Here is a 22178-nt window from a genome sequence, read left to right as displayed (position 1 = left end):
TCAGGGAAGAGCCCGTGGTCGTTCGGTTCGAAGTCTCATGCTACCCGGCCCGGGAGCCGGCCGCATCAACCGCGCAGCTTGGCCCCGAACTTTCGGGAGCAGGCCTCGATGACGTTCTTGAGAGCCAGGTCGACTTCCTCGCCGGTCAGGGTCCGGTCGTCGCGGCGAAAGGTCATGCCGAAATGAAGGCTCTGCTGGTCGTCGGCGAGATTGCCCCCCTGGAACGCGTCCAGGTATTCGATCGCGCGGAACGAATTTCCGGCTGATTCCGAGACGACGGCGGCGAGGTCGGCCCAGGCGAGCGACCGGTCGACCACGAGCGAGAGGTCGCGGACGACGGCCGGGAACGACGGCAGCGGGCGCGCCTTGGGGACCAGTTGGGCCTTATCGAGCAGGACGTTCAGATTCAGCTCGGCGGCCGCGCAGGCGCCTCGCAGCTCGAAGCGTTCAAGCTGGGCGGCGTCGATTTCTCCGAGGTAGCCGAGGTGGACGTCGCCGACGCGCAGCTCGGCGGCGCGGCCGGGGGCGAAGAGGGCCGATTCGACCGGTCGGGCCGACAGCGGCTCGGCGACGTGCAGCCGCGTGATGAGCGACTCGACCACGCCCTTGAGCCCCCGGAAATCGCGGCCGGCGGCCAGCGCGAGCCGGGGGGGCTCGTCGGGAAGCTCGCGGCCCTCGCGCGGGAGGTAAACGTCGGCGATCTCGAACAACTGGGCGTCAGCCGCGCCGTGGGCCTCGTTGTGCCGCCGCGCGGCCAGCAGGCTGGGGATCAGGCTCTGGCGAAGCGCGTTCTCGCGGCGACGGCTCGAATGGTCGACGCGCAGCGGAGCCGAGGCTGGGCCGGGCTCGATGGGTGCGGCCAGCGAATCCTCGACCAGGCTGAACGTCGCCGCCTCGTCCAGGCCGAGGCCGGTCAGGACGTTGCGGATCTCCGATTCAACCCGCTCGCGACGCCCACGCGGGGCGCTTGTGACCGGCACGGACCGGTCTTCGGGGATGTGTTCGTATCCATGAATCCGCGCGACCTCTTCGATCAGGTCGATCTCGCGGTCGAGGTCGGCCCGCCAGCTCGGCGGCCGGACGGTGATCGACGCGTCGGATTCGCCCACGATTTCCAGGCCGAGCGACGACAGGATGGTCCGAACCTCGGGCCGGTCGACGGCGATGCCGAGCACGCGCGGGATCTGCGCGAACCGGAGCGACACCGGCTCGCGCGTCGGCTTCGGTCGGCCGATGTCGATCACCCCCGGATGGAGCGAGCCGCCGGCCAGTTCGAGGATCAGCTCGGCGCAGCGGCGGCTGGCCCATTCGGCGGCTTCGGGGTCGAGCGGTCGCTCGAACCGGAAGCTCGACGGGCTGAACAGGCCGAGCGCCCGCGCCGTCTTGCGGATCGATAGCGCGTCGAACTGGGCCGCCTCGATCAGGACGTCGGTCGTCCCTGCGCCGATCTCGGTGTCGAGCCCTCCCATCACGCCGGCCAGGCCGACGGGGCGGACGGCGTCGGCGATCACGAGCATCGACGGCTCAAGATCGTAGACGCGGCCGTTGATGGCCGTCAGCTTCTCGCCCGGGAGGGCGCGACGCACGACCAGCCTGCGCTCTTCCAGTCGGTTGAGATCGTAGGCGTGGAGCGGCTGGCCGCACTCGAACATCACGTAGTTGGTGACGTCGACGATGTTGCTGATCGGCCGCACGCCGAGGGTTTCAAGCCGCCGTCGCAGCCACCAGGGGCTCTCGGCGACCTTCACGCCCGAGATCACCCGGGCCGTGAACCGCGAGCAGACGTCGACGGCCTCGACCTCCACGGCGGTTCGCGATTCGACCGCCGCGCCGGCGGTCGTCGGGTTGGCGGCGGGGATGCAGAGACTCTTGCCGAACAGCACCGAGATCTCGCGGGCGACGCCGAGATGGCCTAGGCAGTCGGACCGGTTGCTAGTCACTTCCAGGTCGATCGCCAGGTCGCCGCCGACGTCGTCGGTCGACTCGTGGTTCAGGCCCGTCAGCGCCAGGCGGTCGGTGAGCTTCTCGACCGGCATGTCGAGCCGGACGTAGTCGGTAAGCCAGTTCCAGCTAACGATCATCGGGCGGTTCGCTCGTCGGCTCGGGTTTCGGTTTGCGGGGCTTCGGCGCTGGGGCGCTCGCCCGGTCCCAGAGCAGGTAGACCGGCACGCCCGCCAGGACGATCAGGAAGCCGATTCCCGAGGTCCAGGGCTTCAGGTAGAGGAAGTCGAGCACCAGCAGTGAGGAGAGGCCGATGTAGATCAACGGCGGCGCCGGGTAGGCGATCGTCTTGTAGGGCCGGTTCAGGAACGGCGCCTTCTTCCGCATGGCGATCACGGCGCCGACCATGAACATGTAGAAGACCACGTCGACGGGGATGATGTATTCGAGCAGCTCGTTGTACAGATTGCCGTAGGTGACGGCTCCCGAGACGCGGTGGGTCGATACGGTCGACGGCAGCGTCAGGAGCGACGCCCAGATCCCCTGGGCGTATAGGGCGACGGCGGGGACGCTACGACGATTCGTGGTGCTCGCGGCCTTGAAGAACAGCCCGTCGCGGGCCATCGCGTAAAAGACCCGGGCCCCGGCGAGGACCAGGCCGTTGACGCACCCGAAGGTCGAGATCAGGATCGCGCCGGCCATCACGTACCGCCCGCTCGAACCGAGGGCGGCCTCCATCGCGGCGGTCCCCACGCGGTCCTGGGGCGCGTTCTGGATCACGTCGAACGGCAAAGTCACAAGGTAGGCGATGTTGGCCAACAGGTAGAGGACGACGACGCTGGTCGTTCCCAGGAACAGGGCCCGCGGCAGCGTTCGGCCGGGGTCGCGGGTCTCGCCCCCGGTGAAGGTCACGTTGTTCCAGGCGGTGGATGAAAACAGGGGGCCGATCATCGCCAGCCCGAGCAGGATGACGACCGCCCCCAGGCCGTCGCCGGTGCCGCCGCCGTCATAGCCGAGCGACGGCGTCCATCCGTTCGCGGCCGGGTTCCACCAGGAGGACGTCCAGGCGGCGGCCTTGGAGTTCGCGCCGAGCAGCAGGCCGACGACGATCAGGCCCAGCAGAGCGGCGGTCTTGGCGATAGTGAACGTGTTCTGGATCAGGGCGCCGAGCTTCAGGCCGCGGGTGTTGGTGATCGTCAGGGCGACGATCAGGGCGACGGCGACGACCTGCTGAGTCGAGATCCGGATGGCGTATCGTCCGATCACGACCGCCGGCAAGGCGACCTCGGCCGAGACCGCCGGAATGAAGACGCCCAGAAATTTGGCGAAGGCGACCGCCACGGCCGCGATGGTCCCGGTCTGGACGACCAGGAACAGCGACCAGCCGAACAGGAAGCCGATCGCCGGTCCGTAGGCGGTGCGGAGGAAAACGTATTGTCCCCCCGCGCGGGGCATCATCGCCGCAAGCTCGGCCGACGAGACCGCGCCGGTGACCGTCATCAGTCCGGCGAGGGCCCAGGCCAGCAGCAGCCAGCCGGGCGAGCCGACGAGTCGAGCCGACTCGGCCGACGTGATGAAGATCCCCGAGCCGATCATCGCCCCCATGACGAGCATGGTGGCGTCGAGGACTCCGAGGTCCCGAACCAGGGCCTGCGCTCGCTTGGATCTGGAGGTCGATTCGGGTCCCTCGGTCGTCATGGCGCGATTCGCTCAACCTTCTCGATTCACGTAGTCGTTGACGTCGGTGATCGCCTGCGTGATCGACTGGCGGCGCCACTCGGTCAGAGCGGTGTCCATGGCGGCGGCCAGCTTGTTGGCCAGGTGGGCGGCCGCCTCCTTGGGCGACTGGCCCTCGGCCCGGACTTCCGGAAAGTCATGGTGATGGACGCAGACGCCGTGCGCGGTCGCCCCCATCGTCACGATGACTCGGTCTTGTTGGGTTTGCATGAGAGGGCCCCTTGCTCGTTCGGTGAGGAAAGTTCCGGGGGACGGGGCGAGCGAGCGGCCGTGTTCTCAAAACTGATCGAGGAAGCGAACGTCGTTCTGATAGAGCAGACGAATATCGTCGATTCCGTGGCGGCGCATACAGAGACGTTCGATGCCGAGACCGAAAGCGAAACCGGTCACTTGCTCGGGCTCGTAGCCGACGGCCTTGAAGACGTTGGGGTCGACCATCCCCGCTCCTCCCATTTCAACCCATCGGTCGCCGCCGTGCCAGAGCATATCGACTTCGACGCTCGGTTCCGTGAACGGGAAGAACGACGGCCGGAACCGGATCTGGACGTCTTCGCCGAGGTAGCTGCGGGCGAACAGCCGCAAGACCGTCTTCAAGTCGGCCATCGTAACGCCCTTGTCGACCATCAGTCCCTCGACTTGATGGAACATGAACGAGTGCGTCGCATCCACTGTGTCCGGCCGGTAAACCCGGCCCATGGCGATCACCCGCACCGGCGGCGGCTGCGATTCCATGACCCGGATCTGGATCGTGCTGGTCTGGCTGCGGAGCATCGTTCCCTCGGACAAGTAGAAGTTGTCGAGGGGGTCGCGGGCGGGATGGACGGGGGGGATGTTGAGGGCGTCGAAGTTGTGCCGGACGTCCTCGACCTCGGGCCCCCGCGCGACGGCGAAGCCGAACCGACCGAAGATGTCGATCAGCTCGTCGGCCGTCTGGGTCAGAGGGTGTCGGTGTCCAAGCCGGGGGGCGACCCCCGGCAACGTGACGTCGATCCCGCCGGCGGCCGTCGTCCGCCGCTCGACCCGGGAGCGGGCGGCGTCGAACGCGATTTCGAGGGCCTGCTTGACCCCGTTGAACCGCTGGCCGTAGGCCCGCTTGACGGCCGGCTCCAGGGTCTTGAGCCGCTCCTGGGCCGCCTTGAGCCGGCCTTGCTTCTGGCCCAGGTACTCGATGCGCGCGACTTCGACGGCGTCGGCCGTTGTGGCCGACTCGAATGCCTGCGCGGCCTGGGCTTGAAGCTGGTCCAGCTCGTGCAAGGCGGGTTCCAGCGATTCCGTGGAGCTCATTTCGGCCTTCGGGCTTCAACCTCGGCGGGCGGGGACGTCGTGTCCGGTCGGGGGACGATCACGATCACGCGGTCTTGGCGGTCTGCCGGGCCTTGAGCTGGGCGTCGAAGGCGTCGAGTTCGGCCCGCACCTTGGCCACGATCGCGTCGAAGGTCTCGGAATCGTGGATGGCGATTTCCGAGAGGCTCTTACGGTCGAGACCGACCTTGGCGAGCTTGAGGCCGTGGATCAGGCGGCTGTAGCGGAGGCCGCGCATCTCGGCGGCGGCGCTCAGGCGGACGATCCAGAGGCGACGGAAGTCGCGCTTCTTGGCCCGACGGTCGCGGAACGCGAACATGCCGGCGCGGAGCAAGGTCTCCTTGACCGTCTTGAGGAGCTTGCGGCGGCCCCCGACGAAGCCCTTGGCCTTCTTGAAGATCCGATTCTTGGCCTGGCGTCTGGCCGCGCCTTTTGTTGCACGCATGTTTCAAAATTCTCGCTGGGAGGCGCCCGATGCGGCGCCCGCTTTGGGACGTTCGAGGTAAACGGATCTGGCTGTACGGAGTCCGGGTTATTTGGCGGCTTCGCTCGCCTTGACGGCGGCTTCGGCTTCGGCGTTCGCGGCCTGCTCGGCGAGAACGACCTGCTTGGCGGCCTCGAAGGCCAGGGGATTGGTCGCCTGGCGGGTAAGTAGGGCGTTGCGAATCCGCCGGTTCTCGGCCGAGACGTTCAAGAACACCTTCTTGCGGAGGCGCCGGACTTGTTTGCCGCTCTTGTGACTCATCAAGTGCGACGACCCGCATTTCTTGTGCGAGACCTTGCCGGTGGCGGAAACCTTGAACCGCTTCTTCATACCCTTGTGGGTCTTCAGCTTGGGCATTTCACTACCGTCCTGTTTCTGTCCTGATCGCCGGGGGGGCCGGCGGGGCCGAGATGCGGAGGATGGCCGCCGGATCGGCTCGCGCGGAAGTCGTCACGTTTCTTGGCTGACACAACCCTCGCCGAGGTTTCGAACGCGAGAGCAAAGCCCAATCGGCGGCTCGCGGCGCCGCCTCGAAGCGAATGCGGGCAAGTCGCCTATCGTACAGAACGACTCGCCCGCCGTCCAGACTCGCTAGCCCGGCACTTTCGCAAATCAACGAAGTCAGGGGGGGCGACCGCGCAACGGCCTCAAGACCGGGGCGCCAGAATCGCGGTCATCCGTCGCCCTTCCATTGAGGGATTCTTCTCGAGCTTGCCCACTTCTTCGAGTGCCTGGAGGACTTCCTCCATCACGCGGCGGCCCTCGTCGATGTGCGCCAGCTCGCGGCCGCGGAACAGCACGTTGACCAGCACCTTGTCCTTGGCTTCCAGAAACTCGCGGGCCCGCTTGACCTTGACCTCAATGTCGTGGTCCCCGGTCTTGGGGCGGACGCGGATTTCCTTGATCTGGACCTGGTGCTGTTTCTGCTTCGACAGCCGCTTCTTCTGGGTGTACTTGAATTTGCCGAAGTCGATGATCTTGCACACCGGCGGCCGCTCGTTGGGGGCGACCTCGACCAGGTCCATCCCCACCTCGCGGGCCGCCTCGAGCGCCTTGTTCGTCGGCATGACGCCAAGCATCCCGCCCTCGGCGTTGATGACCCGCACGGGGGAGATGCGGATCTGCTCGTTGACCCTCAAACCTCGCTCAATCGGTCCGATGACGTCCTCCTGGGGACGAGACTAGGAATGCCTTGCCTGTACAGGATCGAAGGATCACCCTGGCGAGCGGTCCTTGACGCGACCCCGAACGACCTCGAATCCGGCCCCCGCGGCCAGTCGACGGGTCGTCGCAAGGCAACCTAAAGGATTACTTTTGCTCTTGCCTCGTGTCAAGGTCTGGTTGTCACCAATTCTTCAAAAACCAGGAGGATCGCCTGAACAGGCGTTCCGGGTGGGCCGTCTTCCGGCTTCAGTCCTCGACCTCGAAGTACGAATCCAGGCGGGTGACCCGGAAGACTTCCCAGAGATCAGGGTGGACGTAGCGAAGCACGATTCGCGCATTTTGGCCCAGAAGCCGTTTGCGGAGGGTGAGCAACTTGGCCAGGGCGGCGCTGGAGATGTACTGGGCGTCGGCGAGGTTAAGCACGAAGCGCGAGCCGGGTCTCGGCGTAAAGGCGTCGAGGAATTTTTGCAGGGGTTCGGGGTGCAGCAGATTGCCCGCCGGCTTGAGAACCTGGACGTCGCCCAGATCCTCCCAGCTGAACCAGGCGAGCCACCCGCAGCCGTCGCACGAGCGGTTGGCCGCGTCGACAACGACCGCGCCGCAAACGGGGCATCGACCGCTGGGATCGTCAGGAGTGGTCGTGGCGATAGACATTGTGCACCCGGGGGCGTTCACGTTCGGCGTCGGTCGGAGAGAGTTGCTGGCAGGGCTCACGGGTTGAGCCGTTCGATCGTCCAGTCCCCTTCGGCGGTCCTCCGATAGCAGAGGCGGTCGTGGAGTCGGCTGGGGCGGCCTTGCCAGAATTCGATGATCTCCGGGGCGACGCGGTATCCTCCCCAGTTTACCGGACGCGGGACTTCCCCGTTCGGGAATTTCGCTTCGATCTCGCGGCAACGGGCTTCGAGGGCTTCGCGGTTGGGCAAAATCTGGCTCTGGTCCGAGGCCCAGGCGCCGATTCGTGAGGAGAACGGCCGGGACCGGAAGTATTCGTCCGACTCCTCGACCGAGACCCGCGCGATCGAGCCTTCGATCCGAACCTGCCGCTCCAGCTCGCGCCAGTAGAACACGAGCGCCGCGTGCGGATTCGAGTCCAGCTCGCGACCTTTTCGGCTGTTGTGGTTGGTGAAGAAGGTGAACCCCTGGGGATCGCAGCCGCGAAGGAGCACGATCCGGGCCGACGGGCGGCCATCGGGCGACGCCGTGGCGAGGGTCATGGCGTTGGCCTCGGCGACGTCGGCGGCGAGCGCCTCGGCGAGCCAGCGGTCGAATTGCCGGATCGGGTCGGGGTCGAGGTCGCGCTCGTCGAGCGTCAGCCGGCCGTAATCGTTGCGAAGATCCGCCAGAGTCATCGAATCGTTCCTTAGTTGGCCTTGTTGCGATCCAGAATATCCGTAGTCTGGCCGATTCCGGGAATCGCGATAAGCTCTATGATCCAGTTTCCAGGGACGGAAATGAACACCAACGCGCGCACAACGGTCCGCTTCAAGGGATGGGCGTCGGCCTTCGCTCTGGCGATCGGGCTTTGGAATTCCACTCCGGCGGCGGCTGATCCCATCCGGTTCTCGACTTCGGGGCGTTTCGAGCTGGCGGCCGGCACGGGCGAGCTTGCGGGAGTGACCGACGCCACGCCCGCCGACTCCATCCTGATCGGCGCTGTTCCGGTCGACGGATTCACCGACCCGCTGGGGAGCACGGCGTTCCACATTCAGTTCAAGTTCAATGGCGACCTGCCCACCATCGACGTCAGCGGCACGGCCACCTACCTGGCTTACAATCCCGATCTGCCTGTGCTCGACGCCGTCGTCTCGACCTCGGCCACGTCCGCCCAGATCGGCCTCTACCCTGAACTCTTCCAGCGGCTGATCGCTCACCCGGACTGGCTCCACACCACCTCTTTCCTGAGCGATCACCTGCCGACGATGGCCATCGGCTTGTCCGTCCATCCGGAAGACCCGGGAGCGATCCGGCCCGTGCCCGAACCCTCGTCGCTCCTGTTCGTCGCAATGGCGGCGGCCGGCCTGGGCTGGCGGGCTCGCCGAAGGCTGCGGCGGCCCGCGAGCTGATCGACGCTCCTTACGCTCTCAGAGTCTGGCTCGTAAGGGGAGGGCGAGGCTCCCGCCGAGCCGGAGGCGGAGATGAAAACCGGCTCGGCGGGAGCCTCGCCCTCCCGTAATACGCGCTTGTGGGACAGACTCTCAGTCTCGTGGTCCGGCCGCTCCGAGCAGCTTGGCGACGTTCATCATGGCCCGCGCGGTGTGATAGTTGGCTTTCCATTGGTTGGCCTTGGCACCGTCGCCGATCAACTTGCCCCCCCGGGCGGTCTCGGCGAACCAGCCGCCTTGCTCCGGGTCGAGCAGGTTCTGCTCGATGAACTCCCACTGCCTGGCGAACGCCTTGGCGTAGCGGTCGGACTCCTTGCCGAACTTGCGATCCATGACGGCCAGCGCGTTGAGCCCCTCGGCCTCGGTCCACCAGACCTTGGTGTGGTCGTAGGCGGGCGTGGCGAACGAATCGCCCTTGTCGTAAAATCCGCCGTGCTGGTCGTCCCATCCCCAGTCGAGCGCGTGGTCGAGCAGGCTGCGCGCGACCTTCCAGGTTTTGGCGTCGTCGGCCATGCGCAGGGCCTCGGCGGCCTCGACGAGCAGGTAGGCCGTCTCGACGTCGTGGCCGAACGAGTCATGGGCCGGGATCGCCCGCCAGTCGCGGGTCAGGTACAGATTGAGCGCGCCGGGCTCGATGGCGATCTTGTCGCGGACGATCAGGAAGACCTCGCGCAGCCGCTCCTTGACGATCGGCCGGTCGTCGACCCGCGACAGCTCGGCCAGGGCTTCGAGCAGGTGGATGTGCGAGTTCATCGTCTTGTAGCCGTAATAGACGCCCAGCCGATCGGTTCGCTTGTGAATCGGCGCGTTCGGATCCCAGCTCGTGATCGCCGTCCCGTCGCGGCGGATGGCCTCGAAGTAGCCGCCGTGCTGGGCGTCGTGGGCGTGGGCGTCGAGCCAGTCGAAGGCGTCGCGAGCGACTTTCAGCGCGCGGTCGTCGCCGCCGACCGCGCGGACCCTGCTCGCCGCGTAGATCACGAACGAGAGCCCGTAAGCGTGCTTCTCGTCGCCGAGGCGGGCGTCGAGTTTGCCGTCGCGGTCGAGAATCCAGTGGAACCCGCCGTGTTCCTTGTCGCGCATCACGTCGTCGAGAAATGCGATCCCGTGGCGGGCGTAGCCGAGGAACTCGTCGCGGCGCGACGGCTCGAACTCGGCGAACGCGGCCGCCGTCCAGGTCATCCGCGCCTGGTAGACCTGGAACTTGTTGTCGTCGGGCCGGACCGTCCAGTCGCGAGCGAAGTTCTGGTGAAAGCCGCCGGCCTGCTTGTCGATCGCAGCCGGATACCAGTGTGCCAGCTCGTCGCGGAGCAAGACCCGGAGCCTCGTCGCCCGATCGCCGACGGCCGTGGTCTCCGTCTGGAAGCCCGACGCCGGCCAGGCGACGCGCGTGAACAGCGCCACGATGAGGAATCGTCTCGGCCATCGACCCGGCGTGGGTATCCTCATCGGCGCGTCGCTCCTCTTGAATGGTCTCTCTGGTCGCGCGGGGCGAAATCCGGGGACCGGGCCTGGGCGCTCCGACGGATTATCGCCTGACCACGTCGCCACGGCAACACGACCCTCGTTCGACGGTTTGTTCTGCCATTAGCTCGTGCTGCGGCTTCCGGATGCTATCGGGGATTCTCCACAACGGTTCAGGAGGCGGGGTAAAACTCGAGCGCCGCTGCGCGAAATCAAGAATCTTGAAATGGAAACTTGCTATTGGTGGTACTAGATAGGAGAGACCAAGCCAAGGGAAGGAGCGGCCCATGATGACGCCTGTGCGATCGGGAGTCGAATCCGGCATGAAGGAGCAGGCTCTTGGCCTGGAGTCGCCCGGTCCGCCGGCGGACCGTAGGCTTCTGGAAGCGTTTCTGGAGCGGGACGAAGCCTCGGCCGAAGGGGCGTTCCGACGCATCGTCGAACGGCACGCTCCGGCCGTTCTGCGGGTTTGCCGCGACGTTCTCGGCGATCATCACGAGGCTCAGGACGCCGCCCAGGCCGTCTTCCTCGTCCTCGCCCGCAAGGCGGCCTCGATCCGTCGCAGGGAAGCGCTCGGTTCGTGGCTGCACGGCGTCTCGCTCCGCGTGGCTCGCCGCGCGAGGGACGCCGAGGCGCGTCGCAGGAAGGCCGAGAAGCGGAACGCCGAGGCGACGTCCCAGCGAACGGAACGTTGGTCGGCGGCGGAGCGTCCGTTCCACCCGGAACTGCACGAGGAACTGAGCCGGCTGCCGGAGCGGTATCGCCTGCCGATCGTCCTCTGCTACTTTGAAGGCTACACGCAGGAGGAGGCGGCGCGGGTGCTCGGTTGGCCTTATGGAACGGTCCAGACTCGCCTCCATCGGGGCCGTCGACGGCTCCGCGAGGCCCTCGCGCGACGCGACGCGGCACCCTGCAGCTTGCTCGCGGCGCTCCTCGGGCCTCGGCAAGCGTCGCCGGACGCCGTCCGACCGGAATGGGTCGAGGAGACGGCGTGGGCGGCCGTCCGATGCGCGAAATACGGCGGCGCCGGTGGGTCGGTCAGTCCTTCCGTCTCGCATCTCGCCGCGACGATCGACTCCTCGCTCTCGATCTCGACGACCTGGGTCATCGGGATCTGCCTGGCCGCCGGGGGCATGTGGTTCGCCGGTCGCGACGTGACCGAGGGAAGCCGGAACTCGCGACCACCCGTCTACTCGGAGTCCCCGGCCGACGGAAGGATCGAGGAGCGCCGGGCGATTTCCCTGGGGGGCCCAACCCGGCGAAGTTCGGAGTCGACTACGGCCGATGCGACGCCTACGAATCCCATCGTCGCCCGGTCGAGGGCTTCCGCGACCGTCAAGCCCCGCGAGGTGAGTGCGACCGACGAGGCGTCGGCACCGATTCTCAAGGCCGCCGATCGGGCGTTGAGTTCGCTGAGGGCGGCCCTGGCGGCCGACGGCCGGGAGTTGTTCGAAAGGATGTGGTCGCCGAAGGATCCGAGAAGTCACGGCGGCGACGGCCTGGGGCCGGTCTTCAACGCCCGTTCCTGCGTCGATTGTCATGACCAGGGCGGGACGGGGGGCGCGGGCCCTTCGAGCAGGAACATCGACGTCGCCACGGCCGACGTGGACCCGTCAACGGGCATGGGGTTCTCCTATGCGTTCAGCATGAATTTCGGCGAAGGCGGCTTCGAGTACCGCTTCGGCTACGACCCTCCGGCCGGGGCGCGGCGGACGTCGCAAGCATCGCTCGCATCAGCGGCGATCCATCCGGGATTCCGGGAGGCGCGGAGCGTCGTGCTGCATCGTTTCGGCACCGACCCGAGCTACAGCGCCTGGCGAGGGGCGATTCCCGGGCGGCACGGCCAGATCGAGGTCCGGATGTCGCAGCGCAATCCCACTCCGCTTTTCGGCGTCGGTCTGATCGACGAGATCCCCGACGAGGCGATCGTGGCGGTCGCGAGGCGCAGGAGTCCGGGAAGCTCGCAGACCAGGGGGCGGATCAGCCGCGTCGCGGGGGGGCGGATCGGTCGATTCGGCTGGAAGGCCCAGACGGCGACCGTCGAGGAATTCGTGCTCTCGGCCGCCGCCGGCGAGTTGGGGCTGGAGGTTCCCGGACGTCGCCAGGCCGGCGATCCTCGCCTCCTGGACGTCGTTTCGGCGGGGCTGGACATGGACCGGACCGAGTGCCACGCCCTGGTCGCGTTCGTGCGGGGCTTGCCGTCGCCGGTGGTCTCCGCGCCGTCCGACCCGAAAGAGGCGGCGATGGTCAAGGAAGGGGAAAAGACGTTTCGGTCGATCGGCTGCGCGAGCTGCCACCTCCCGAGGCTGGGCGGCGTCGAGGGAATCTACAGCGACTTGCTGCTTCACGACATGGGAACGGAACTCGGCGATTCCAGCGGTTACGCGGTGTTCGGCTCCGGCCCGAGCCGGGCGGCGGTCGACGAGAGGGGCGTCGACGATCGTGACGGCGAATCCGAGACGCGGGCGCGGGAATGGCGGACGCCGCCGCTCTGGGGCCTCCGCGACTCGGCGCCCTACCTCCACGACGGCCGCGCCGAGACGGTCGTCCAGGCGGTGATCCTGCACGGCGGCCAGGGGATGTCATCAGCCGACCGGTTCTCGCGACTCAGCACGCGACGCAAACGTCAGGTCGAGGCGTTTCTCATGTCGCTCGGTGCGCCGCGCGAATAAGATCCGGCCGTGGAGTCGATCGGGGCCCGAATGCTGCCCTGAGACGACCGACGTCCCGCGCCTCCCTCTAAGCCGAGGGGCTTCCGGAATACGACGTCAACCGAGTAGGCTGAGCCTGTCCGTCGTTCGTCGCTACAAAAACCGGGCAGGAGAGGTGAGTCGTGTCTATCGGCGAAGTGGAAGTCGTCGGAACGCTGGTGCGAGGCGGGGCAGTCGTCTTGAAGGAGGTCGCCGCGACCATTCGCCGCGTCGGCAACAAGCGCCGAGCATCATTCGTCGTCCCGACCGGCGCGATTCAAGCCGACGACGTTCTCCACCTCGTCACCCCCGGCGACGTTCCCCGGGTGGTGGCCCTCCATGTCGATCGTCGCATCCGCCGACGGGCGGACGTCGAGGGAGACCCCATCGACGCAAGAGTCATGGGCGACGTCAGCTGACGATAGCGCGGCCGGCCGGCGTTCTAGAGCGGTTCACCTTTGCCATGTGCACGGCTGAGGAGGGACGGGGCCGGCCTCCTTGCCGGGAACGCCGATCTCCCGATCGGCTCTTTTCCTCTTCTCCAGGCAGCATGCGCCAATCAGGAGATTGGTGTTCCCGGGGGGAGTCGTACGCAAGGCAAAGGCTCGTCGCTCTAGGCGCGCGCTTTCCGGGGGCGGGCGTACCGGCTCATGGAGAGCGCCGTCGCCCGAGCTTTGGTCAGCGCGGCCATCGCTTCGTTGCTCCCGCCTCGATCCGGATGAGCCTCGACCGCCAGCCGTCGATAGGCGGCCTGGATTTCGTCGACGGTCGAAGGGAAGGTCAGGCCGAGGGCGACGAAGCACGGCACGCCGCGCGGCGCGAGGGAGGCGACCTTCCTCTCGTTCGCCTCGACCCAGTCGCTGCACACACGATCGCCCCAAGGACTCGGTATGCTGAACTGCTTCCAGGTCCACAACGTCTTCGGGTCTTCGAGGAGGTCCAAGGCTTCGGCCTCCCAGCGTACCAGGGCCGCTCGGATGTGCGCGTGGTCTTCATAGGCTCGCGCGAACGTGCTCCACGCGCGGACGTCGCTCAGGCTGCTGGTCACGAACAGAGAGCGGACCTGGGATTGCCAGTGGTCGAGGAACTCGCGCCGGTGGGGGTGCTCAGCTTTCGCTTGCGCCCAGACGTCGGCTTCCGTCTCCTCGATCCAGCCCAGGTCGTGGATGACCCGGAACTGGACGCGGGCTCGCTTGCGGCTCGCCTCGACGATCTGTTTGTGACTCTTCCCATTGACGGACTTTGGCATCAGAAACATGCGGCGCTGCTTGATCCGGAGTTTTGATTCACGACAGGATGGGGAGTTGCGAGAAGAATTCGTTGCCTTTGTCATCGACGAGGATGAAGGCGGGGAAGTCGACGACGTCGATCTGGTAGACGGCTTCCATGCCGAGTTCGGGGTATTCGATCAGCTCGACTTTCTTGATGTTGTCGTGGGCGAGGAGGGCGGCGGGGCCGCCGATGGAGCCGAGGTAGAAGCCGCCGTGCTTCTTGCAGGCGTCGGTCACGGCCTGGGAGCGGTTCCCCTTGGCGATCATGACCATCGAGCCGCCGTTGGCCTGGAACTGGTCGACGTAGCTGTCCATCCGGCCGGCGGTCGTCGGGCCGAACGAGCCCGAGGGCATGCCTTCGGGCGTCTTGGCCGGGCCGGCGTAGTAGACCGGGTGCTGCTTCAAGTAGTCGGGCATGCCGTCGCCGCGGTCGAGCCGCTCCTTGATCTTGGCGTGGGCGATGTCGCGGGCGACGACGATCGTCCCGTTCAACTTGAGCGGGGTCGAGACCGGGTACTTCGACAGCTCGCTCAGAACGTCCGCCATCGGCCGGTTGAGGTCGATGTTCACGCCGTGCTCGGCGCCCAGCCCTGCTCGGTATTTCGCCGGGATGAACCGGGCGGGGTCGCGTTCGAGCTTTTCCAACCAGACGCCGTCGCGATCGATCCGGGCCTTGATGTTGCGGTCGGCCGAGCACGACACGCCGAGACCCACCGGGCACGACGCGCCGTGGCGGGGCAGCCGAATCACTCGGGCGTCGAGCGCGAAATACTTGCCGCCGAACTGAGCGCCGATCCCGCTCGTCCGGGCCAGTTCCATGACCTTGTTTTCCATCTCCGTGTCACGGAACGCCTGCCCGAGCCGATTGCCCTCGGTCGGCAGGTGGTCGAGATACCCGGCGCTCGCCAGTTTGACCGTCTTCATCGTCGCCTCGGCCGACGTCCCGCCGATGACGACCGCCAGGTGATACGGCGGACAGGCGGCGGTCCCCAGCGATCGCAGCTTCTCGCGGAGGAATTTCTCCAGGCTGGCGGGGTTGAGAAGCGCCTTGGTCTCCTGATAGAGGAACGATTTGTTGGCCGAGCCCCCTCCCTTGGCGACGAAAAGGAACTCGTAAGTCGAGCCGTTGGTCGCCAGCAGGTCGATCTGAGCCGGGAGGTTGGTGCCGGAGTTGACCTCCTCGAACATCGAGAGCGGGATCGTCTGCGAGTACCGCAGGTTCTCGTTCTGATAGGTCTCGAAGATCCCCTTCGACAGCCACTCCTCGTCCTTCGCCCCGGTCCAGACGCGCTGGCCTTTCTTGGCGACGATCGTGGCGGTGCCGGTGTCCTGGCACATCGGCAGCTTCCAGCCCGAGGCCACGACGGCGTTCTTGAGCAGAGCCATGGCCACGCCGCGGTCGTTGTTCGAGGCGTCGGGATCGTCGAGGATCGCCGCGACCTTCTGGAGGTGCGCCGGGCGGTAGAGGAACGAGACGTCGCGCAGCGCCTCGCGGGCCACGAGGCTCAGCGCCTCGGGCTGGACCTTGAGGATCTCCTCGCCTTCGAAGGTCGCGGTCGAGACGAATTCCTTGCCAAGACTGCGGTATTCGGTCGTGTCGGCGCCAAGCGGAAAGGGCGTTTGATAGACGAACTCGGCCATCTGCGGTTCCTCCAGGAACTCTCGACATCCTCGGCACGAGCCGGGATGCGAGAGGGATGAACCACCATTCTAGGCGTTTCGGCGGCCGAGCGACAGAAGTGGTCGGCTCTCTCGACCGCTGGGCCTGTAGGAACGAGGTTTATTCGCGCCGCTGGGGCTACGACTTTTGTACCAGTCACGCGATGGACACGTTGACCTGGCGATTCGCAGGCTCGATAATTCGAGGAGCGGGTCGTCATGTCACGGAGTCTGTTCCGAACCCTGCCAGGCTGGTCGACGAGCGACCACCGATGGACGGGATTCGGCCGGGAAGAGGTGGTCTTTGGGGCTTTTCGGCCGAGCCAAGAACCTGTTCAAGGGAATGGGGACGTTTCCAGAGCCCAAGGTCCAGTACTACAACGTCGTCTGCCCGCTCGGCCACCGCGTTCGAGGTCAGCGGACCGAGGGCTACCAGGCGCTTCGTTGTCCGGCCTGCGGCGAGGGGGTCTTCGTCTTGCCCCTGAGCCCGCTGCCCGAGCCGATCGCTCCGGCGCGGTCCGCCATGCGCCGAGCTCGCGTCGAACCGTCGGGGGCGGTAGTCGATGAAGGGCCGGTCGAGCTTCACGATCCCGGCGAAGTCACCGTCGAGATGGAGCGGGACGACCGTCAGGCCGACGCGGAGATCATCTGGGAGGACGACCAGGCCGATGGAGCCGAGGATCTCGCCGCCAAGGCCCCTCAGCCGGATGTCGACAAGATCGCCCGCGATCGGCGTCGATCGGCCGCGAAGCGAGCGCCGGCGCAACCCGAGGCCGCCGCGGCGTCCAGGGGCGGCCGCAAGCCCGATCGTCGGGTCGCTCTCGACGAACCGGAATTCGAGGAGCGGAGGCCGCGCCGACGCCCGAGCCGCCCGCTCGTGGTGTTCAGCGTCGTGGCCCTCCTGGTCGTCGGCACGGTCGCGTTGCGAACCTGGAGGAGCCGCCGCCAGCAATATCCGTTGGTGGCGGAACTCGGGCGGGTCGAAGGAATCCCGGCGCTCGAACGGGGCGACTTCGACACGGCCTACCAGTTGCTCTCGGCCGCCAAGCACGCCGTCGACTCGCTCGGCGGCGGCGTGGAAGGGGCCGACAAGATCCGTCAGGCGGCCGACGAGGCCGGCGTCTTCAACAGTCTCCTTCCCGAAACCCTCGAAGACCTGCTCGATCAGGCGGCGCGAACCAACCCCCAGGCGTGGGCCTCGCGGTTCGAGGATCAGTACCAGGGCAGGGCGGTGATCTTGGACACCAAGATCAAGGCGACGCCGGACTCGGCCGAGAAGCGCTACGAGGTCGAGTATCTCGTGATGCCGCTCGGCGAGGCGGCGAACTTCCGAGGGGCCGGCGGCGCGCGGCCGGAGCGGACGGCCCGGATCGATCTCGACGACTTCGAGCTGTTCCAGCTCGCGGAGCCGAAGGTCGGCGATCACGTCGTCTTCGGTGCCCGGCTCGCCCAGTTTCAGTTCGACGCCGCGGGCGGCTCGTGGGTCGTCCGCTTTCAACCCAAGAGCGGCGTGTTCATCCAGCACAACAAGGCGCTTGAGACGCTGGGCTGGCCGTCGGCGGCCGACGTCGTCGCGGAACCAGGAGGCCCTTGATGAGCGGCGGATCGTCGAGACTCTGGCTCAGCCTGTGCGTCGCGGCGGCGATCCTGCCGCCGTCGGGGATGATGCGTCAAGCCGCCGCCCAGGGCGAGGCCGTCGCCGTGGAACCGGCCGACCTCGTCCGCCGCGACGACCTCGTCGGCAAGCTCGTCTCTATCGACGATCGCGTGCGATTCTTCCAGAACCACCCCCGGACGGGCTACGACGAGCTTTATCTCCGGCGGACGCCGATCGCGTTTCATCTCCCCCCGGAGCTGCGGCCCAAGTCGGCCCCGCGAGCCCCCGGGGTCATCGTCCAGGGACGACTGACGAAGGACAACGACCGGCTCGCCTTTGACGTGACCAGCCTGACCTTGCAGCCCTCCGACCAGGAACGCTTCGACAAGGCGGTCGGGACGTTGTCGGCCAAGGATTTCGAGAACCGGAAAGCCTGGGCGAAATGGGCGGAGAAGCGGGCCACCGACTTCAAGGACGACGCACTCAAAAAACGCGCCCAGACCGTTGAGGCGGAGGCCCTCCGGATCGAGGCCGAGACCAAGCGGGTCACCATCGACGCCCCCGACGAATGGCTCAAGCTGGCCGAGGAAGCGCGGCGGCGGAAAGTTCCGGAGCCCGACCCCTCGGCCCTGGCTCATCGGGCCTATCGGGCCAAGCTCGCCAACGCAACCTCGGTCGACGACCTGAAAGCCGTCCAGGCGGGCGTCGAGCGGTTCTTTCCGGACGCGGCCAAGGATCAGGCGTCCGGAGCCGTTCCCCTCGGCCGCTGGGCCGAAGATTACAACAACGATCCCGCCGCCTACCGGAGCGCCCCCGTCGCGATGCGCAAGCCGCTCGACCGCCGGCTGTGGGCCGACGTCGTCGGCCGCCTGCTGGAAACTCAGGCCGCGCACGACGTTCAGGCGACCCTCGAAATCATCGGTCGAGCCGAAGCCCTCATCCCCGAACGCCCGGAGCTGATCGCCAAGCTCGTCGACCATGCCCAGACGCAGGCCCGGCAGAACTTGCCGTCGCTCCGATACGCGGAAGTCAAGTCGATCGGCGCGCTGCTTCGCGACCGCGCCAACAAGCCCGATGCGGCCCTGGAGTTCTACCGCGCCTGGCTGAAGTCGCAGCGCGACCGGCTGAGCGCGACCGACGCCGAGGGACGGGTCGCCCTGGCGTCGCGGTTCGAGGAACTGCTGCAAGACGCCGACTCCGCGCGCGAACTCCTGGAAAAAGCCTGGAAGATCGCTCCCGGCTCGGACGAGGTCGCCGAAGCGTTCAAGCTCCGCAACTACCGTCGGGTCGGCGACGACTGGGTGCGCGACGCCCCCCTCTCGCCCGCCCCAGGGGCCGAGGCGGCCAGCGCCCCCGCGGCGAGCCCCAACCAGGGCCTCCGGGGCAAGACGCCGGAAGAAGTTCGCAACAGCCTGGCCACCGAACCGACGAGCCGATCGTTCGTGGGAACCAAGGGCCGACTGATCGAACAATGGATCTTCGTCGACACCCGCCAGAAGCGATACGTAAACTTCCTGCTTTCTCCAGGCGACCTAAAGCCCCGTGTCATATCGGATTACTTCCTGCCGCGTCAGGGTTTGTGAGTGCCCGGCCGTCGCCTTCAGGGAAGATTTCTCGACTAAATTTCGAGTCCGCTGGATTTTTTCGTTGATTTTTGGCGCTCGGGTCCCACAATAACGACGAATTCCCGCCCACTCGCCCTCCTCTTTTCAAGACGTGAGGAACCCCTTCAACAGTCCCTCAGGCTGCTCGGCCTTGCGTCTGAATTCTTTAGGACATGGTCCAGAAGAGCGACGAGAGTTGGGAACAAAAACTTAAAAAATTCGTCAAACCTTCCAAGACGGCCGACGTATTACTTCTGGATCACGCCACGACGGTCGTCGCGACTTGCCGACGGCGCATAATGTGCTAGTAGTATGTGGGCTGAATCCCGTTGACGAAGGCTCGGGGGTCTCGAATCGCCCGACCATTTACTCCGCCGGACGGAGCATGAGCTATCATCCTATTGAAATCGTATCCCAGCCGCTTCATACGTTCGATTGGCAGCAACCGCTGGCGATCTGGGTTATAAGCTGAATCAACTCGGCAGCCAGTGATTCGTGAAGAACTACACCAGGAGGTGTAATATGGCCCGCAAAGACGCCCTGCTTCGACTGACTTCTCGATTGATCGCCCGCCGAGACGCGCTCCGCAAGGCTCTCACGGGGGACATCGAAGGTTTCCGCAAGTTCTCCGATCTGAGCGGTGTGGGCGACAGCATCGATGCGGCCGTCGATTCCGCGAATGACGAGATCAGTTCGCAGTTGGTTGAGATCGAGAGCCGCGAGCTAGGCCAGATCGAACATGCGCTGCAGCGGATCGCGGCGGGCGTATACGGTCGTTGCGAGTTTTGCAGCGGCAAGATCTCGGAAGCTCGGCTCAACGCCCTGCCGTACACCAACAGTTGCATCGACTGCCAGCGTGAGAACGAACGGCTGGGCCAAGGTCGAAGCATGGACGCGGAATCCCAGCGCTGGGCGAAGGTCTTCTCCAAGTCCTCCGACGAGGGCGAGGGCGACGCCAAGATCAACCTCAGCGACTTCGAGATGGATTACAGCGAATCCGGTCGCTGACGCTCCCTCCATCGATCACCGAAGCATCCAGAAGGTCCCCGGCGTTGCGCCGGGGGCCTTCTTTCCGTTTCCGGTTTTCCGCACTCCCGATCGGCGTCGGCTTCCGCTCCGATCGAATGCATTCGGGAGACGAGGATCCGAGCCAATGCGATCAACGACGAAAGCCCGTGCAGAACCGTCGTGACGACGAATCTGACGGGCTCGCTGAATTCAGTCAGGATGGGAGCCGCCTGGAGAGGCGGGCCCCCGGGTTTGCAGGGTTGGGATCCAGTCGGGGAGAACCGGACTCAATCAATAACGGCCGCCGCCGCCACCGCCGTAGTCGCCACGACGGCCGCCGCCGCCGCCACCGTAGCCGCCGCCACTGCCGCCGCGAGAGCCGCCGCCGCCACCACCGTAGCCGCCGCCGCCTCCGCCGCCGTAGCCGCCGCCACCGCCGCCGCCCGCACGCGGCTCACGAGGTCGGGCTTCATTAACGGTGAGCCGCCGTCCGCCGTGCTCTTGATCATGAAGAGCCCGGATGGCGTCCTGAGCTTCGGCCTCCGTGTCCATCTCCACAAATCCGAAGCCTTTGCTACGGCCGGTCTCGCGGTCCGTAATCACCTGAGCGCTCTGCACCGTCCCGAACTGGGAAAAGAGCTGCTCGAGATCGGTATTGCTGACCCCGTAGGTCAAGTTCCCGACGTACAATTTCTTGCCCAACTTGCAATCTCCTGAGCGTGGACGGGACCACGGCCCTCATTTTACTTTCTAGGCCGAGACGAAAGGGGCCGGATGGCGGCCCGAAGCCGGCAGGGCGAGAAGGGTAGGCGCGAGATTCCGAGAAGGATCGACGTCGCTAACTCATCCAATCCCAACCAACCCTGATTATACCCAATGCATGCGGACTGTCCTAGAAAAAATCAGCGATTTTCCGGGATTGGCCTGGACTCCCGTTACGAGCCGTTTTGAGCCCCGTCGCATCCCGTAAAACCGGCATCTTCGAGCGCCCGAACGTAGTCGTCCGGAGTGTTCAGATTCCGCAATGTCCTCAACTCGGGATCGACCCCGCGCAGCTCATCCGCGTCGATCGTTCGCGTCCGCAACGACTCCGCAAGCCGACCCACGCGAAGCTGGTCCTGATCGAGGAGACCCCGGATCGCGGCGAGCGCCGGCGCCACGCGGTAGAGGGCCGCGAGCGGGTGCCGGCGGCCGTCGCAATTCGGCAGCGCCAGGTCGTGGCCGCCGATCCGATCGACGAGCAACTCGACCCACGCGGGTTCGAGGAAAGGCGCATCGGCGGCCGTGACGTAGGCGAACTCCACGCCGGGCGGCAGGGCCGAGAGGCCGTCGGCCAGCCCCTGGAGCGGCCCCCGTCCGCTCCTCGAATCGCGGACGACGCGCACCGAGTCGGGCAGATCGCGCACTTCCTGATCGGCCGCGGCGACGACCACGACGGGCCGGGCGACGGTCGAGACGAGTCGGACGACGCGGGCCAGCAGGGTCTCGGGTCCGAATGGAAGCCCGGCCTTGGGACGGCCCATCCGTCGGCTCTCGCCCCCGCAGAGAACGACCGCGCCGACGTTCGTCGCCACGTCCCCACCTCTTTTGGATCTAGTGATCGGAACTTTTGGAGTCTTTCCGCTCGACCTTGGCGAGGGCGGCTCCGGTCGACGGCTTGCCAGCCGTGGCCGTCGCGGGCCGCCGGAAGACCAGGACGTCGGCGAGCGGGCCGTCGCCGGGCTTGAAGTCGCTGGGCCGGGCGCCGTTGAAGCCGCCGTTGCAGATGGTGAAGGCGTCGTTCTCAACCTTGTAGATGCCCGCGATCTCGGGAAGCTCTTGCTGGTCGCTGCACGAGAACTTCACCCAGTCGAGGCTGCGGGGCGTGGTCGACTCGTCGAGCTTCAGACTTCCCTTGGCCCGGATCTTGAGCCCCTGGGGCGTATGAACCAGCACGTTCACGTTCGTTCCCGTGACGTCGAGCGTCACCCGGATCGCCTTCGCGTCCCCGGCGCGACCTTCCCACTTCCCTTGCAACTTGGCGAGGTCGCCCGCGGTCGACTGAGTTTCGCCCGCGACGGCCCACGTCGCACCCGAGATCGCCACCACCATCATCAACGCCAGCTTCATCGCCTTACCCTTTCAACTCAACTCGGTCCAAGAACGTGACGACTCCGTC

21 protein-coding genes are annotated in these 22178 nt (G+C 66.4%); 6 read left to right on the top strand and 15 right to left on the bottom strand.

Going from position 1 to position 22178, the window contains the following annotated elements:
* Window positions 1-65 precede the first annotated feature (65 nt).
* The 9 genes from pheT to pdxH form a co-directional block, all read right to left on the bottom strand.
* Window positions 66-2081: a phenylalanine--tRNA ligase subunit beta gene (gene pheT / locus BSF38_RS11300; protein ID WP_076345650.1), complete on the bottom strand. Its 2016-nt coding sequence runs from the start codon at window positions 2079-2081 to the stop codon at window positions 66-68.
* On the bottom strand, window positions 2071-3639 hold the full coding sequence (locus BSF38_RS11295) for an APC family permease (RefSeq protein WP_076345648.1): 1569 nt from the start codon (window positions 3637-3639) through the stop codon (window positions 2071-2073). The genes pheT and BSF38_RS11295 overlap by 11 nt, the downstream gene beginning before the upstream one ends.
* A 12-nt stretch (window positions 3640-3651) precedes the next feature.
* The gene (locus BSF38_RS11290) at window positions 3652-3888 is read right to left on the bottom strand and encodes a hypothetical protein (RefSeq protein ID WP_076345646.1); all 237 of its coding nucleotides are present in this window, start codon (window positions 3886-3888) and stop codon (window positions 3652-3654) included.
* 66 nt (window positions 3889-3954) lie between these two features.
* The gene (gene pheS, locus BSF38_RS11285; protein WP_076345644.1) at window positions 3955-4962 is read right to left on the bottom strand and encodes a phenylalanine--tRNA ligase subunit alpha; all 1008 of its coding nucleotides are present in this window, start codon (window positions 4960-4962) and stop codon (window positions 3955-3957) included.
* Window positions 4963-5026: 64 nt separating this feature from the next.
* Window positions 5027-5425, bottom strand: coding sequence for a 50S ribosomal protein L20 (gene rplT, locus BSF38_RS11280; RefSeq protein ID WP_076345642.1), 399 nt, complete (start codon window positions 5423-5425; stop codon window positions 5027-5029).
* A gap of 87 nt (window positions 5426-5512) precedes the next feature.
* Entirely contained in the window at window positions 5513-5821 is a 309-nt protein-coding gene (gene rpmI / locus BSF38_RS11275) for a 50S ribosomal protein L35 (RefSeq protein ID WP_076345640.1), read from the bottom strand.
* A 290-nt stretch (window positions 5822-6111) separates the two neighbouring features.
* Window positions 6112-6603 (bottom strand): translation initiation factor IF-3, encoded by a 492-nt coding sequence (infC, locus tag BSF38_RS11270; RefSeq protein ID WP_237170849.1) that lies wholly within the window; start codon window positions 6601-6603, stop codon window positions 6112-6114.
* Between the two features lie 271 nt (window positions 6604-6874).
* On the bottom strand, window positions 6875-7282 hold the full coding sequence (locus tag BSF38_RS11265; protein ID WP_076345636.1) for an STAS domain-containing protein: 408 nt from the start codon (window positions 7280-7282) through the stop codon (window positions 6875-6877).
* 56 nt (window positions 7283-7338) lie between these two features.
* Window positions 7339-7977, bottom strand: a complete 639-nt coding sequence (gene pdxH, locus BSF38_RS11260; RefSeq protein WP_076345634.1) for a pyridoxamine 5'-phosphate oxidase — start codon at window positions 7975-7977, stop codon at window positions 7339-7341.
* 102 nt (window positions 7978-8079) lie between these two features.
* Between pdxH and BSF38_RS11255 the strand changes: the two genes are divergently transcribed.
* Window positions 8080-8691 (top strand): PEP-CTERM sorting domain-containing protein, encoded by a 612-nt coding sequence (locus BSF38_RS11255; protein WP_168189362.1) that lies wholly within the window; start codon window positions 8080-8082, stop codon window positions 8689-8691.
* A 132-nt stretch (window positions 8692-8823) separates the two neighbouring features.
* Here the strand turns inward: BSF38_RS11255 and BSF38_RS11250 are convergent, their stop codons facing one another.
* Complete coding sequence (locus tag BSF38_RS11250) at window positions 8824-10176, bottom strand: AGE family epimerase/isomerase (RefSeq protein WP_083712873.1); 1353 nt, start codon at window positions 10174-10176, stop codon at window positions 8824-8826.
* Between the two features lie 302 nt (window positions 10177-10478).
* Here BSF38_RS11250 and BSF38_RS11245 point away from each other — a divergent pair, with 302 nt between their 5' ends.
* Entirely contained in the window at window positions 10479-12863 is a 2385-nt protein-coding gene (locus tag BSF38_RS11245; RefSeq protein WP_083712872.1) for a sigma-70 family RNA polymerase sigma factor, read from the top strand.
* Between the two features lie 161 nt (window positions 12864-13024).
* A complete protein-coding gene (locus tag BSF38_RS11240) occupies window positions 13025-13300 on the top strand; it encodes a hypothetical protein (RefSeq protein ID WP_145952075.1) in 276 nt (91 codons plus the stop codon).
* A gap of 194 nt (window positions 13301-13494) precedes the next feature.
* Here BSF38_RS11240 and BSF38_RS11235 read toward each other — a convergent pair whose 3' ends face one another.
* Both BSF38_RS11235 and BSF38_RS11230 read right to left on the bottom strand, forming a co-directional pair.
* On the bottom strand, window positions 13495-14139 hold the full coding sequence (locus tag BSF38_RS11235; protein WP_076345624.1) for a J domain-containing protein: 645 nt from the start codon (window positions 14137-14139) through the stop codon (window positions 13495-13497).
* A gap of 28 nt (window positions 14140-14167) precedes the next feature.
* On the bottom strand, window positions 14168-15793 hold the full coding sequence (locus BSF38_RS11230) for a fumarate hydratase (RefSeq protein ID WP_076345622.1): 1626 nt from the start codon (window positions 15791-15793) through the stop codon (window positions 14168-14170).
* Window positions 15794-16115: 322 nt separating this feature from the next.
* Between BSF38_RS11230 and BSF38_RS11225 the strand changes: the two genes are divergently transcribed.
* The 3 genes from BSF38_RS11225 to BSF38_RS11215 all read left to right on the top strand — a co-directional run bounded on the left by BSF38_RS11225 (window position 16116) and on the right by BSF38_RS11215 (window position 20020).
* The gene (locus tag BSF38_RS11225; protein WP_076345620.1) at window positions 16116-17405 is read left to right on the top strand and encodes a TFIIB-type zinc ribbon-containing protein; all 1290 of its coding nucleotides are present in this window, start codon (window positions 16116-16118) and stop codon (window positions 17403-17405) included.
* Window positions 17405-18991 (top strand): hypothetical protein, encoded by a 1587-nt coding sequence (locus BSF38_RS11220; protein ID WP_076345618.1) that lies wholly within the window; start codon window positions 17405-17407, stop codon window positions 18989-18991. Before BSF38_RS11225 ends, BSF38_RS11220 begins: the two co-directional genes overlap by 1 nt.
* 543 nt (window positions 18992-19534) lie before the next feature.
* Entirely contained in the window at window positions 19535-20020 is a 486-nt protein-coding gene (locus BSF38_RS11215; protein ID WP_076345616.1) for a TraR/DksA family transcriptional regulator, read from the top strand.
* A 291-nt stretch (window positions 20021-20311) separates the two neighbouring features.
* Here BSF38_RS11215 and BSF38_RS11210 read toward each other — a convergent pair whose 3' ends face one another.
* The 3 genes from BSF38_RS11210 to BSF38_RS11200 form a co-directional block, all read right to left on the bottom strand.
* Window positions 20312-20722 (bottom strand): RNA recognition motif domain-containing protein, encoded by a 411-nt coding sequence (locus tag BSF38_RS11210; protein WP_076345614.1) that lies wholly within the window; start codon window positions 20720-20722, stop codon window positions 20312-20314.
* Between the two features lie 233 nt (window positions 20723-20955).
* Complete coding sequence (gene mobA / locus BSF38_RS11205) at window positions 20956-21594, bottom strand: molybdenum cofactor guanylyltransferase (RefSeq protein WP_237170848.1); 639 nt, start codon at window positions 21592-21594, stop codon at window positions 20956-20958.
* A 19-nt stretch (window positions 21595-21613) separates the two neighbouring features.
* Window positions 21614-22129, bottom strand: a complete 516-nt coding sequence (locus BSF38_RS11200; protein ID WP_076345612.1) for a TIGR03067 domain-containing protein — start codon at window positions 22127-22129, stop codon at window positions 21614-21616.
* Between the last annotated feature and the right edge of the window lie 49 nt (window positions 22130-22178).

The organism is Paludisphaera borealis, from assembly GCF_001956985.1.
GTDB lineage: Bacteria > Planctomycetota > Planctomycetia > Isosphaerales > Isosphaeraceae > Paludisphaera > Paludisphaera borealis.
Note: the sequence above shows the minus strand (reverse complement) of the source record. Positions and strands in the feature narration are given on the sequence as shown.